This is a genomic window from Flavobacterium silvisoli (assembly GCF_004329815.1).
Taxonomy (GTDB): Bacteria; Bacteroidota; Bacteroidia; order Flavobacteriales; family Flavobacteriaceae; genus Flavobacterium; species Flavobacterium silvisoli.
On record NZ_SJPE01000008.1, the window covers coordinates 60,115 to 74,675 of the forward strand.

Annotated in this window: 13 protein-coding genes; all 13 read left to right on the forward strand. The window is 40.4% G+C overall.

Going from position 1 to position 14,561, the window contains the following annotated elements; all coding sequences use genetic code 11:
* Positions 1 to 106: 106 nt before the first annotated feature.
* The 13 genes from EZL74_RS08100 to EZL74_RS08160 all read left to right on the forward strand — a co-directional run bounded on the left by EZL74_RS08100 (position 107) and on the right by EZL74_RS08160 (position 14,541).
* On the forward strand, positions 107 to 2,446 hold the full coding sequence (locus EZL74_RS08100; protein WP_131476102.1) for a gliding motility-associated C-terminal domain-containing protein: 2,340 nt from the start codon (positions 107 to 109) through the stop codon (positions 2,444 to 2,446).
* 57 nt (positions 2,447 to 2,503) lie between these two features.
* On the forward strand, positions 2,504 to 3,292 hold the full coding sequence (locus EZL74_RS08105; protein ID WP_131476103.1) for a TrmH family RNA methyltransferase: 789 nt from the start codon (positions 2,504 to 2,506) through the stop codon (positions 3,290 to 3,292).
* Between the two features lie 74 nt (positions 3,293 to 3,366).
* Positions 3,367 to 4,926: a serine hydrolase gene (locus tag EZL74_RS08110; protein ID WP_131476104.1), complete on the forward strand. Its 1,560-nt coding sequence runs from the start codon at positions 3,367 to 3,369 to the stop codon at positions 4,924 to 4,926.
* Positions 4,927 to 5,001: 75 nt separating this feature from the next.
* Entirely contained in the window at positions 5,002 to 7,221 is a 2,220-nt protein-coding gene (locus tag EZL74_RS08115; RefSeq protein WP_131476105.1) for a RelA/SpoT family protein, read from the forward strand.
* Between the two features lie 98 nt (positions 7,222 to 7,319).
* The gene (locus EZL74_RS08120) at positions 7,320 to 7,772 is read left to right on the forward strand and encodes a Fur family transcriptional regulator (protein WP_131476106.1); all 453 of its coding nucleotides are present in this window, start codon (positions 7,320 to 7,322) and stop codon (positions 7,770 to 7,772) included.
* A gap of 93 nt (positions 7,773 to 7,865) precedes the next feature.
* Positions 7,866 to 9,137, forward strand: coding sequence for an adenylosuccinate synthase (locus EZL74_RS08125; RefSeq protein ID WP_131476107.1), 1,272 nt, complete (start codon positions 7,866 to 7,868; stop codon positions 9,135 to 9,137).
* 263 nt (positions 9,138 to 9,400) lie between these two features.
* The gene (locus tag EZL74_RS08130; protein ID WP_131476108.1) at positions 9,401 to 9,910 is read left to right on the forward strand and encodes a YybH family protein; all 510 of its coding nucleotides are present in this window, start codon (positions 9,401 to 9,403) and stop codon (positions 9,908 to 9,910) included.
* 142 nt (positions 9,911 to 10,052) lie between these two features.
* Entirely contained in the window at positions 10,053 to 11,999 is a 1,947-nt protein-coding gene (gene thrS / locus EZL74_RS08135; RefSeq protein ID WP_131476109.1) for a threonine--tRNA ligase, read from the forward strand.
* 52 nt (positions 12,000 to 12,051) lie between these two features.
* Complete coding sequence (infC, locus tag EZL74_RS08140) at positions 12,052 to 12,573, forward strand: translation initiation factor IF-3 (RefSeq protein ID WP_204745134.1); 522 nt, start codon at positions 12,052 to 12,054, stop codon at positions 12,571 to 12,573.
* A 100-nt stretch (positions 12,574 to 12,673) separates the two neighbouring features.
* Complete coding sequence (rpmI, locus tag EZL74_RS08145) at positions 12,674 to 12,871, forward strand: 50S ribosomal protein L35 (protein ID WP_131476111.1); 198 nt, start codon at positions 12,674 to 12,676, stop codon at positions 12,869 to 12,871.
* A 139-nt stretch (positions 12,872 to 13,010) separates the two neighbouring features.
* The gene (gene rplT, locus EZL74_RS08150) at positions 13,011 to 13,355 is read left to right on the forward strand and encodes a 50S ribosomal protein L20 (RefSeq protein WP_131476112.1); all 345 of its coding nucleotides are present in this window, start codon (positions 13,011 to 13,013) and stop codon (positions 13,353 to 13,355) included.
* A gap of 100 nt (positions 13,356 to 13,455) precedes the next feature.
* Positions 13,456 to 14,028 carry a Crp/Fnr family transcriptional regulator gene (locus tag EZL74_RS08155; RefSeq protein ID WP_131476113.1) on the forward strand — a complete coding sequence of 191 codons (573 nt, stop codon included), beginning with the start codon at positions 13,456 to 13,458 and terminating at the stop codon, positions 14,026 to 14,028.
* A 78-nt stretch (positions 14,029 to 14,106) separates the two neighbouring features.
* The gene (locus EZL74_RS08160) at positions 14,107 to 14,541 is read left to right on the forward strand and encodes a carboxymuconolactone decarboxylase family protein (protein ID WP_131476114.1); all 435 of its coding nucleotides are present in this window, start codon (positions 14,107 to 14,109) and stop codon (positions 14,539 to 14,541) included.
* The last annotated feature ends 20 nt before the right edge of the window (positions 14,542 to 14,561 follow it).

Genomic DNA, 14,561 nt, shown 5'->3' on the forward strand with positions numbered 1-14,561 from the left:
AGACATCGGAAAATTAAACATTTATTTTTAAAAACCTTTGGTATTGTTAAAAATTAGATTTTCAGGATTAATTGACTAATTTTAGGCTTCTTAATCCATAACCAAGGTGAAGGTAAAAAGTTATTGTATAGCATTTATTGTGATTGTAAGCGGTTTTTTATCGGCTTACGGACAAAATGTAAGCTTGTATCAACAATTCAACGGACGGTATGATTTTACCTTTGTGGGGAATACGATGAATTTGGGCGAAAATAACATCACTCCGGGTTGTGCTGATTTGGTTGCATCAAGCTCGTCAGCCGATTTAACTTTGAATCCCGATCAGTTGGTTGAAAGAGCTTACTTGTATTGGGCCGGTTCGGGATTAGGGGATTTCAATGTCAAATTAAACGGTGTTGACATCACAGCTGAAAGAAATTTTTCGGTAACTTCTAACATGCAACTTCCCTATTTCAGTGCTTTCGCAGATGTTACCAATCAAATTCTAAGTACCGGAAACGGCACCTACACGCTTTCGGATTTGGATATTTCGCAAACACTACTCACCGTAGGCGGCTATTGTCAGAACCGAACCAACTTTGCCGGCTGGGCTATTGTTGTGGTTTACAGCGATGCTGCTCTGCCCATAAATCAAATCAACATTTACGACGGTTTGCAGCGGGTACCCGACGATTTGGTCATCAATCTCAGCAGTCTGAATGTATTGGACAACAACAACTCAAAAATAGGTTTCATTGCCTGGGAGGGCGATGTCAATTTGGCCACCGAAACTTTTTACTTCAACAATCATCCGCTAAGCAATGCTTTGAATCCGGTAAACAACGTTTTCAACGGAACCAATACTGTTACCGGAAGTAACCAGTTGTACAACATGGATTTGGACATATACGACATCCAGAATTTCATAAATATCGGCGATGCCACTGCTACCATCAAATTGTCTTCTACGGGTGATTTTATCATGATCAATACTGTGGTCACCAAACTCAACAACCAGTTGCCCGATGCGACAATTACGGTTGACTCAGTAGATAAAACCTGTGATTCAAGGACCATAGTGGCCCATTACACAGTTGCTAATCCAAATTCTACCAACGCGCTTCCCGCCTACACGCCTATTGCTATTTATGCCAACGGACAATTGATTCAAACTACCGCCACCACCGCTATAATCCCTATAGACGGAAGCTGGACTTCTCAAATAACGCTGAACCTGCCCAATACAGTGCCTGATAATTTCACCCTGAAATTTGTAGTAGATGATAGCGGCAACGGAACAGGGATTGTTATCGAATTATTAGAAAACAACAATACGTTTTCACAATTGGTTTCGTTGTGGACATCACCGCAGTTCAATGCTCTTCCGCCACAATATTTATGTACTTCTGACACCAGCAATTATGTAATTGATTTATCGGCTTATCTTCCGCTTGTTTTGGTGAATCCATCGGATACTGTGACTTTTTTCAGCACTTCAGCCGATGCTAATGCTGACGTGAATGCGATAATCAACAGCAGTAGTTATGTGTTAACACAGCCTGTCACTACCCTTTACATTCGGTTGGATAATGCCCATTGCTTCAGCATTACTCCTTTGCAGATAAACCTGAAACCCTATCCGGCCTTCTCAACCCCTGATGGTGTAACCATTTGTCGGGAAACCGAAGAAAGTGCTTTTGATTTAACCGAATACCAAAACAGTATTCCTGCTGTTGCGACTGATTCGGTTACTTTTTTTGAAACGCAGCAAGATGCTGAAAACAATACCAACCCCATTCAAAACAGCGATCATTACCTGCCGAATCAATCTCCGAAAATTGTTTTTGTGCGCATTGACAACGGTTATTGTTTCAGCACAACCTCGTTTACTTTAACTTTTTATGATGTGCCGAAATACAATCCTTTACCCGATTTGCGTTCCTGCAACGAGGGATATACGCAGGGAACTTTCGATTTTTCGGGCTATGAAACAACGGTAAAACAAAATCAGAATGATACTGTTCATTTTTATGAAAGCCTGGATAATGCCGCTACCGGAATTAACCCAATATCCGACCCTGACCATTATGTTGCCTATACCACCCCAAAAACTATTTTCGTCAGAATAGACAATGAAAACTGCTACAGCATTACGTCATTTTCACTCACCACCCGAAACTGTCCGCCAACGGTTTACAACTACATTTCTGCCAATAATGACTCGGTTAACGACCGTTTTGTAGTTGACGGTCTCAAAACTATTTTCACCAATTTTCGCATAGAAATCTACAACCGCTGGGGAAGATTAGTTTGGACGGGAAATAAGGACAGTGAAGATTGGGACGGTCGTGTAAAAGATGGTTTTGAGATTTCCAAAGCTCCTGACGGCACCTATTTTTACGTCATTTACCTCAACGACAAAGACTATCCCGAACCCTTAAAAGGTTTTCTGTATTTGAATCATTGATGGCAAAAATCAAAAAATACTGTACCTTTGGCACTTAGTACCGTTGCTGAACCTAAGATGAAACAAATAACCAGCGCTCAAAATCCATTTATTAAATCATTGGTTTTACTGCAGGAAAAATCAAAAGCCCGAAAACAATCCGGGACATTTTTGATTGAAGGCCAGCGTGAAATTGAACTGGCACTCAAAGGAGGCTATTCAATTGAAACCATACTGTATGTTCCCGAAATTACCGGCAATCAGGCTGTTTCGCACTTTGCCGATGCTGACATCGAATGGATTGAAATTTCTAAAGAAGTATATCAAAAACTGGCCTACCGCGATACTACCGAAGGCATTTTGGCGGTTGCCAAAACCAAACCGTTGTCATTATCCGAACTGCAACTTCCGGAAAATCCTTTGATTGTTGTGATGGAAGCCATCGAAAAACCCGGAAACATAGGCGCCATGCTCCGAACCTGTGACGCAGCCAAGGTGGATGCCGTAATCATTGCCAATCCCAAAACCGATTTATACAACCCAAATATTGTTCGCTCGAGCGTGGGCTGCTTGTTCACCAATCAGATTGCTACTGCTTCTACCGAAGAAACGATTGCATTTTTACAAAAAAACAACATTCATTTTTACAGTGCCACACTGCAAAATTCGACTGCATACCATACCCAGGACTACACCCAACCTACTGCCTTGGTCGTTGGCACAGAAGCCACCGGATTATCCCAGCTTTGGCGCGACAAAGCCACTCAAAACATCATTATCCCGATGCAGGGAGCCATTGACAGCATGAACGTATCTGTAGCTGCTGCTGTTTTGATTTTTGAAGCTAAACGCCAAAGAGGATTTTAATTTCAGAAAGGAATAAGCAAATTCGATCCGGAATTACACAGGGAGCAATTGCCTTAATGATTAACTAAATTGATATGAAAAAATTACTTTTTATTGCCGTTTCTGTTTTCACTTTTGGGAACTTATCGGCTCAAATCACAGAAGCCGAAGTAGATGTTTTAGTAGAAAGAACCCTAAAAACCTTCAATGTTCCGGGGATAGCTGTTGGTATCGTTAAGGACGGGAAATTGGTTTTGGCCAAAGGGTATGGCGTTGCCAACATCAAAACCGGAAAAAAAGTGGATGCCAATACCTTATTTGGCATTGCTTCCAACAGCAAATCGTTTACCGCTGCGGCCTTGGCTATGTTGGTAGATGAAGGAAAAATAAAATGGGATGATAAAGTCATTCAGTACTTACCTGAATTCAAGATGTACAATGAATATGTGACCCGTGAATTCACCATTCGTGATTTATTAACACACCGAAGCGGTTTGGGACTGGGTGCCGGAGATTTGATGATTTGGCCTGATGGTCATGATTTTACACCGAAAGACATTATAAAAAACATCCAATACCTGAAACCGGTTTCCGATTTTCGGGCAAAATACGACTATGACAATCTGCTGTATGTAATTGCCGGAGAACTGATTGAACAAGTTTCGGGCAAATCCTGGTGTGCATTTGTGGAAGAACGCATGATGAAACCTTTGCACATGGACAACAGTGCCGCTTCCTGGTCGCGCCTGAAAGATACTACCAATACCATCGTACCGCATGTAGAAACCAATGGAAAACTGGAAGTTATTCCGAGATACACCAATAGTATTTTTGATGCTGCCGCCGGAATTTATTCTTCGGTAAACGATTTGAGTAAATGGCTGATTCTTCAAATGAATAACGGAAAATACGACGGAAATCAGCAATTATTCAGTCAAAAACAGCACGATGAAATGTGGAAGCCGCAAACCATCATGCCGGTAACCAATTACAAACCCTATAAAACCCTCTTTCGAAATTATGGTTTAGGATGGAGAGTTGAAGACATTAACGGTTATCTGCAAGTTTCGCACACGGGTGGTTTAGACGGTATAGTGACACAAACCCTTATGATTCCTGAAATTCAGTTGGGTATAATTGTGCTCACCAACCAGCAAATGGGTTCGGCCTTTATGGCTATTTCCAACACTATAAAAGACCGTTATCTCGGTTTTACCAATGCCGATCACGTGCAGCGGCTGAGCAGTGAACTCAATCAAAAAGAAGAAGATGCCGATAAAATCACGGATGAAGTTTGGGCCACGGTAGCTAAAAACAGTAAAGACAAAATTAAAATCAATTATTCCAAATACGTCGGAAATTACAAAGATCCCTGGTTTGGTTTGGTAACCATTTCGGAAAAAAAAGGTAAATTATACTTTGCCTCCAACCGTTCAAAACGACTGACCGGTGAGATTTTCTTTTACAAAGACCAAAATTTTGTGGTAAAATGGGATGTCCGAAGTTTCCATGCCGATGCCCATATTTTCTTCGATTTGGATGCCAACGGAAATGCTACTCATTTCAAAATGAAAGCCATCTCGCCGCTGACCGATTTCAGTTATGATTTTCACGATTTAGATTTTACCAAAGACAAGCAATACCTCATCCGCTAAAATCCATAAATCGCTTGGTTATCGCTTGCACATTTCATTTGTAATGTTTATTTTTAGGAATTGATTGAATAGGCTATGACTGAAATTGATTTAGAAGAAGAAAAAAAAGCGATTGCCCGAGAATACAAAGAATTACTTCGCATAAGTTACCAAACCCTTACGGATGATGATAAAAAATTAATCCGAAAAGCGTTTGATGTAGCTGTTGATGCACACAAGGACCAACGCCGCAAATCGGGAGAAGCTTATATTTTTCATCCTATAGGTGTGGCCAAAATAGTAGCCTCCGAAATTGGTCTTGGAGCTACCAGTATAGCGGCTGCACTAATGCATGATGTGGTAGAAGATACCGATATCACGGTAGAAGACATTGAACGCATGTTTAACCCGAAGATAGCGCATTTGGTTGAAGGACTGACCAAAATTGCTCAGGTTAAAAAAGATATGAACATCTCGATGCAGGCGGAGAATTTCCGCAAAATGCTGCTGACTTTAAACGATGATGTTCGCGTAATCCTCATCAAGATTGCCGATCGTTTGCACAACATGCAGACCATGGAATCGATGCCGGATTACAAGCAGGTAAAAATCGCCTCCGAAACCCTATACATTTATGCCCCACTGGCGCATCGTTTGGGATTATACAACATCAAAACCAAATTAGAAGACTTAGGCCTTAAATACACCGAACCGGACGTCTATCAGGACATTGTCAGCAAAATCAAAGAAACCAAAGAAGAGCAGGATGCTTACATCAAAACCATATCGGATGTATTGAAAAAATCGCTTGATGAGGAGGGAGTGGAATATGTAATGAAAGGCCGGCCGAAATCCATTTACTCCATCCGCCGAAAAATGGCCGCTCAGAACGTTACGTTTGATGAAGTATACGACAAATTTGCCCTCCGCATTATATACAAATCCAACCTGCATGACGAAAAGTTCCTGGCTTGGAAAATTTATTCCATTGTGACCGATCATTACCGTCCGAGTCCGAGTCGTTTGCGCGATTGGATTTCCTCACCAAAGTCAACCGGATATGAAGCATTGCACATCACCGTTATGGGACCTAAAGGTCGTTGGGTAGAGATTCAGGTGCGTAGTGAACGCATGGATGAAATTGCCGAAAAAGGCTATGCTGCGCATTACAAATACAAACAAGGTGCAACCGAAGAAAGCGGATTAGACACGTGGCTCAACTTATTGAAAGAAGCTCTGGAAAGTTCTGAAACCAATGCAGTAGATTTTGTGGAGGATTTCAAAATGAACTTGTATGCCAAAGAAATCTTTGTCTTTACGCCCAAAGGAGAAATCAAATCATTGCCCAAAGGAGCCACTTCACTCGACTTTGCGTTCAGCATACACTCTGAAATAGGGATCAAAACCCGCGGCACACGTGTGAATGGAAAACTAGTTCCGCTGAATCACGAATTAAAAAGTGGGGATCAAATTGAAGTCATCACCTCGGTACATCAAAAACCTACGATTAACTGGCTCGACTATGTAACCACTTCAAGGGCTAAAAATAAAATCAGAAACGTACTCAACGAAAATACCAAGAAAATTGCCGAAGACGGTAAAGAATTACTGACCCGAAAACTGAAACATTTGAAGATTACTTTAAATGAAAACGTGGTAAACGAGTTGGTTAATTTCTTCAAACTCAAAACCAGTCTGGATTTGTTTTACCGCGTGGGAATTGGTTCTATTGAAAACCAACAACTCAAAGATTTTGCTGCACAGAAAAGCAATACGCTGATGAATTTCTTCAAAAACAAAATCAAACGTTCGCCCAGCAGCAATCCGGAGGAGATTAACAAGCCCGAATTAAGCAACAATTATGATTTATTGGTATTTGGTTCCGAACAGGATAAACTGGATTATAAACTTTCTTCCTGTTGTAACCCTATTCCGGGCGATGATGTATTTGGTTTTATTACCATAAATGAAGGTATCAAAGTACATAAAAAAGACTGTCCTAACGCCATAACACTACAGTCTAATTACGCTTACCGCATCATGCAGGCCAAATGGATTGATTCATCACAACAAGAATTCAAAGCCGTTTTGAAAATTACCGGTATGGACAGTCTGGGGTTGACCAACGAGTTGACCAAAGTTATTTCAAACAACATGCATGTAAATATTCAGAGTATTTCCCTCAGCGGAGAAGCCGGAATTTTTAACGGGCAAGTAGCAGTCATTGTACAGAATAACAATATTTTGAGAAAACTAATAGAAAACATAAAAAAAATAGACGGGATTGATAAAGTTACCCGGGTATACACCAATTGATAGTGTGAATTTTGCAAAGACCTGAAAAAGCTTCATTGGTTCAACATATTAAACTCAGGAAACTTTGAAACCTTAGCTAAAAAAATTACCTTTGTCGCATGACACAAATTGCATCCGATAACATCAAAAATCAGGAAACCGTAAAAAACGTTTTTACGCATTATCTTGAAAACAAAGGACACCGCAAAACACCGGAACGGTATGCCATTCTTCAGGAAATTTACGACAGCGAAGAACATTTTGACATTGAGAATTTATACCTCAAAATGAAGAATAAAAACTACCGTGTGTCGCGCGCAACCTTGTACAACACTATTGAATTACTGTTAGATTGCGGTTTGGTTCGCAAACACCAATTTGGGCAAAACCAGGCGCATTATGAAAAATCATACTTCGACAAGCAACACGACCACATCATCATGACCGATACCGGTGAAGTGATTGAATTTTGTGACCCGCGCATTCAAACCATTAAGCAGACCATAGAGGAGATTTTTGGCATAGAAATTCACAACCACTCGTTGTATTTTTATGCTACTAAAAAAGAGTAATTCAATTGCCAGAGAATTGATTATTCAAGATATCAACAACAAAATTAAAATACAACTAAACTAACAACAACTACACACAACAACACAACAACAATGACTGTAGACTTACTACTCGGATTACAATGGGGCGATGAAGGTAAAGGAAAAATTGTGGACGTACTCACGTCACAATACGACATCATCGCACGATTTCAAGGCGGACCTAACGCCGGTCACACCCTCGAATTTGACGGCATAAAGCATGTACTGCGTACCATCCCGTCGGGTATTTTTCACCAAAACAACATCAATATCATCGGGAATGGAGTGGTGATTGATCCGGTGGTTTTTAAAAGCGAAATTGACGGTCTGGCTAAATTCAACCTCGATTTACAATCGAAGCTCATTATTTCGCGCAAAGCCCATTTAATTTTACCGACCCACCGTCTGCTCGATGCGGCTTCAGAAACCGCTAAGGGAAAAGCCAAAATTGGCTCAACATTGAAAGGTATAGGCCCAACCTACATGGATAAAACGGGGCGAAACGGCTTGCGTGTAGGCGATATTGAATTGGCTGATTTTAAAGAACGATACCGTGCTTTGGCCGATAAACACGAAGCCATGATAGCTTTTTATGATGTTAACATTCAGTACAATTTGCCGGAACTGGAGAAAGAATTCTTTGAAGCCATTGAAGATTTAAAGAAACTTAGTTTTATAGACAGTGAAGAATATTTGGCGCAGGCACAAAAAAAAGGAAAATCTATTTTGTGTGAAGGAGCACAAGGTTCATTACTCGATGTAGACTTCGGAACTTATCCGTTTGTAACCTCTTCTAACACTACAGCTGCCGGAGCCTGCACCGGATTGGGCATTGCGCCCAACAAAATAAAAGAAGTATACGGAATTTTCAAAGCTTACACCACCCGTGTGGGAAGCGGCCCCTTCCCTACGGAAGATTTTGGTGCAGCGGGTGACATGATGGCAAAAACAGGGAACGAGTTTGGCTCAGTAACCGGAAGAAAACGCCGTTGCGGTTGGTTGGATTTAGTAGCTTTGAAATACGCCATCCAGATCAACGGGGTAACCCAATTGATGATGATGAAAGCCGACGTGCTTTCGGGCTTTGACACCTTAAAAGTGTGTACCGCGTACAATTATAAAGGCGAAGTCATCCACCATTTACCCTACAACATTGAAGAAGAAAATGTAACACCAATCTACACCGAATTGAGAGGATGGCAAGCCGACTTAACCGGCATGACTTCATACGACAGTTTGCCGTTGGCCCTAAAGGACTATATTGAATTCATAGAACGAGCGGTTGGAGTACCTATTAAAATCGTTTCAGTAGGTCCCGACAGAAAACAAACAATAATGAAATAAAACAAGAAACCCTTTCAGCTATGAGAGGGTTTCCTTTTTTTGAGCTTTCTCACCTAGGTACAGCGTAGTTTATGATTTCCTTTTCATGGCGTTGGAATGATTTTATTAACAAGTGCTTCACTTAAAACTGAAGAATAAACAGAATAAACTTCAAAGACACATCTAAACAAAAAATCTTCTGATTTTCAATAAAATATACCTATCTTTAACCTCCCTAGTCTCTGAGGTTTAACCTAAAAAAGTAATTTTAAACCAACAGATTTATGAAAACAAAAATTTTAAAAGGAATTATCCTTACCTCTATTATGGTAATTTTAATTGCCTGTAATGCCAAAAAAGAAGAAAAAGTAACCGTAGACAAAGACCAAATCAAAGCTGAGCTCCAAGCCATGGAAACTGCATACGCTGATGCTTTCAATGCCGGAAAACCCGATGACATTGTATACTATGCTGATGACGCCACCAGCTTTTCTCAAAACATGCCCCCTTTAATGGGAAAAGAAGCTATTTACACCTCTATTAAAAATGACATTTCAGGGTTTACCAAAGGTCACAAAGTTTCCTTTACGGTTAAGGAAGTTTTTCCATCCAACGACGGAGAACAAGTAGTAGAAATCGGCAGTTATAAAGTTGTTGATAGCACGGTTGCCGTTGTTCGTAGCGGGAACTATATTAGTCTGTTTGTAAAAAAAGACGGCAAGTACCTCTGTATTCGGGATATGGGCGCTTCTGACATGCCCAAAGAAGAAGAAAAAGAAACTAAAAAACAATAAAGAATCATAAATTGACCTTATCACCAAAGCATCCTCTGCAGGATGCTTTTTTGTATCAAAAACAATTTTACCAATCTCTTTGTGAGGTGTTGTATAGCAACGGGTAATCCCCTATATTTGCAATCCACAAATTTATTTAGGAATGATAAAGATTACGTTACCAGATGGTTCTGTTAAAGAGTTTGTAAGCGGTTCCACTCCGATGGATGTTGCCAAAAGCATTAGTGAAGGATTAGCCCGAAATGTAATTTCGGCTGCTTTCAATGGTACCACCGTTGAAACCGAAACCCAACTGACAACTGACGGTTCACTGGTTTTATATACCTGGAATGACAAAGAAGGCAAAAAAGCATTCTGGCACTCTACTTCGCACGTAATGGCGCAAGCTCTGGAAGAGTTATTCCCGGGAATCAAATTAACGTTAGGACCGGCCATTGAAAACGGTTTTTACTACGATGTTGATTTCGGCGACCAAAAAATCACCGATGCCGATTTCAAAAAAGTGGAAGACCGCGTGCTGGAAATTGCCAGAGAAAAACACGAATTTAAAATGCGCTCAGTTTCTAAAGCTGAAGCCTTGGAAATTTATAAAGACAACGAGTATAAAACCGAATTGATTTCGAATTTAGAAGACGGAACCATTACGTTCTGCGACCACTCGAACTTTTTCGATTTATGCCGCGGAGGTCATATTCCGAATACAGGAATCATCAAAGCCATGAAAATCATGAGTGTAGCCGGTGCCTACTGGCGCGGGGATGAAAAAAACAAACAGTTAACCCGTGTATACGGCGTTTCGTTCCCGAAACAAAAAGATTTGACCGACTATCTGGAATTGCTGGAAGAAGCCAAAAGACGTGACCACAGAAAGCTCGGAAAAGAATTAGAATTGTTTACCTTTTCACAAAAAGTTGGTCAAGGTTTGCCGTTGTGGTTACCCAAAGGGGCTGCTTTACGCGATCGTTTAGAGCAATTTTTGAAAAGAGCTCAGAAGAAAGCAGGGTACGAACAAGTGGTTACCCCGCACATCGGCCAAAAAGAACTATATGTGACTTCGGGGCACTACGCCAAGTACGGAGCAGACAGTTTCCAACCGATTCACACTCCGGCTGAAGGCGAAGAGTTTTTATTGAAACCCATGAACTGTCCGCACCACTGTGAAATATACAACAACAAGCCTTGGTCATACAAAGATTTGCCAAAGCGCTATGCTGAATTCGGAACTGTTTATCGTTACGAGCAATCAGGAGAATTACACGGTTTGACTCGTGTTCGAGGATTTACTCAGGATGACGCTCACATTTTCTGTACACCAGACCAGTTGGATTCGGAATTCAAAAAAGTAATTGATTTGGTGTTATATGTTTTCGGTTCCTTAGGATTTGAAAACTTTACGGCGCAAGTTTCAGTTCGTGACTTAGATAATCCGGATAAATACATCGGAAGTTTGGAAAACTGGGAAAAAGCTGAGCAAGCCATCATTAATGCGGCAAGAGACAAAGGACTGAATTATATCATTGAAAGTGGTGAAGCCGCCTTTTATGGACCGAAACTGGATTTCATGGTTAAGGATGCTTTGGGCAGACAATGGCAATTAGGAACCATTCAGGTAGATTACAACTTACCGGAACGCTTCGAATTAACTTACAAAGGTTCTGATAACGAATTACATAGACCGGTAATGATTCACCGTGCACCATTTGGTTCGATGGAACGATTTATCGCTATTTTACTGGAGCACACAGCCGGAAATTTCCCGTTATGGTTGATGCCTGAGCAAGCTATAATCTTGTCTTTGAGCGAGAAATATGAAAATTATGCGAAAAAAGTTTTAGAATTGCTGGAAAATCACGAAATTCGCGCCCTAATTGACAACCGTAACGAGACGATTGGTAAAAAAATCAGGGATGCGGAAGTACAAAAAATGCCGTTCATGCTGATTGTGGGAGAGGAAGAAGAGAAAAACGGAACCATTTCTGTACGTCGTCACGGGCAGGAAGGCAAGGGTAACATAACGGTGAGCATTGAAGAATTTGTCAACATTGTAAACGAAGAAGTTGCCAAAACATTAAAAACATTTGAAGTTTAACTAAAATTATAAAGCCATAGCAATAAGAAATAACAGAGGACATCAGCCTCGCGTGGAAAAAACAGCAGCTCACAGAATTAATGAGTTAATTCGTGGTGTTTCTGAGGTTCGTTTAGTTGGAGAAAACATAGAGCCGGGCGTATTTAAATTTGCCGACGCTCTCAGATTAGCCAACGAACTGGAAGTAGACTTGGTAGAGATTTCGCCAAATGCTGACCCACCGGTTTGTAAATTAATGGATTATGGAAAATTCATTTATCAGCAAAAAAAGCGTGAGAAAGAGTTAAAAGCCAAATCGACTCAAATCACGGTAAAGGAGATTCGTTTCGGACCTCAGACTGATGAGCATGATTATGAATTTAAAAGAAAGAATGCTGAGAAATTCTTAAAAGAAGGTTCGAAACTAAAAGCTTTCGTATTCTTTAAAGGACGTTCAATCATTTATAAAGAACAAGGTCAAATCTTATTGTTGCGTTTAGCACAGGATTTGGAAGAATACGGTAAAGTAGAAGCCTTACCGGTATTAGAAGGAAAGCGTATGATCATGTTCATAGCGCCCAAGAAAAAGAAGTAAGCCTAGCCCCGATGGAAGCAAGCTACCGTGTAGCGCGGACAGCGGGAAAAAGCTTCAAAAGAAAGTAAGTAAGTTGAATCACAAATAAATTTGGGAAATTATGCCTAAAATGAAAACAAAATCCAGTGCTAAGAAACGCTTTAAAGTGACTGGCTCTGGTAAAATCAAAAGAAAACACGCTTTCAAAAGCCACATCTTGACTAAAAAGTCTAAGAAGCGTAAATTAGCGTTGACGCATGCTGCTTTGGTTCACCCAACAGACATGAAGAGCGTGAAAGAACAATTAAGAATCATCTAATTAATTGACAATTGATAATTAACAATTGATAATTAAAAGAATTCTTTAGGTTAAACAATTATTTAATAACCTTGGAGTATGGCTTTTTAAGTTCCCTTGATTCAATTCGGGACGCCTGCTACAAAAACACAGAAAAATTATGCCAAGATCAGTAAATTCAGTTGCTAAAAGAGCAAGAAGAAAAAAGATAATGAAGCAAGCCAAAGGTTTCTTTGGTCGTCGTAAAAACGTTTGGACAGTTGCTAAAAACGCAGTAGAAAAAGCAATGCTTTATGCTTACCGCGACAGAAAGCAAAACAAAAGAAATTTCCGTTCGTTATGGATTCAGCGTATCAACGCCGGAGCCCGTTTGGAAGGAATGTCTTATTCACAATTCATGGGATTAGTTAAGAAAAACGGTATCGAATTGAACCGTAAAGTATTAGCTGATTTAGCTATGAACCACCCGGAAGCTTTTAAAGCTATCGTGAATAAAGTAAAATAAACGTTTGTACAACCTCGATTTAACTTACTTACAATAGAAAAACCCAGTCGCAAGATTGGGTTTTTTGCATTTAAAAAGTACCTTTACTAAAAGCATAACCATGCCGGAGCATCTGATTCAGCACCTGAACAAGCACATACAATTGACCGAAGAAGAGAAAGAATTGATTCGGTCTAAAGTGGTTTTGAAAACCGTAAAGAAAAAAGAACTGTTACTGCGAGCCGGAGATGTTTGCCTCATGCAAAACTTCATTGCAAAGGGCTGCTTTAGACTGTTCATCATCAACGAAAAAGGGGCGGAACAAACACTACAGTTTAGTATCGAAGATTGGTGGATTACGGACTACATGAGTTTTTCTACGCAAAAAGCTTCTCATTTTTACATTCAGGCAATTGAAAATTCGGAAGTCATTTCCATATCCAAAAGCGACCTCGACCAACTGAATATCGCCATACCGCCGTTGGAACGCTATTTTCGCATCGTACTGCAAAAATCATTTGCCGCTTCCCAAATGCGCATCATGTTTCTTTTTACCATGTCGGCCGAAGAGCGTTACCACCATTTTAAAAACGCACAACCCGATTTTGTTCGACGCGTCCCACAGTACATGTTGGCTTCCTATCTCGACTTTTCTGCCGAATTTCTGAGTAAAATCAGAGCCGGTAAAGTATAACGTGATTTCTTGAAGTAGTTCAAGTTTTTTTAAGAAGTGGCTACGGAACTTTGTAGTGAACTTTAAAACACACTTTAAATGAAAACCAGAGTAAACATTTTACAAACACAACCGGAAGCCTACAAAGCCATGATGGGATTGGAAAAATACATGGCTTCCTCATCGTTAACCTCCACTCATAAGGAGCTCATCAAAATCAGAGCTTCTCAAATTAACGGCTGTGCTTTTTGTCTCAACATGCACACCCGAGATGCCCGAAAAATGGGTGAAACCGAACAGCGCATATATCTGTTAAATGCTTGGCGCGAGACCACCCTATACAGCCCGGAAGAAAGAGCAATACTTGCCATGACCGAAGAAGTCACCTTAATTCAAAACCATTTATCAGAAGTAACGTATGACCAAGCCTGTAAATTATTTGACGAACGATATATCGCCGAGATTATCATGATGATTACGACCATCAATGCCTGGAACCGAATTGCCATAGCTACGGAAATGGTGCTTGATTAATTCTTAACTAAAAATCCCAA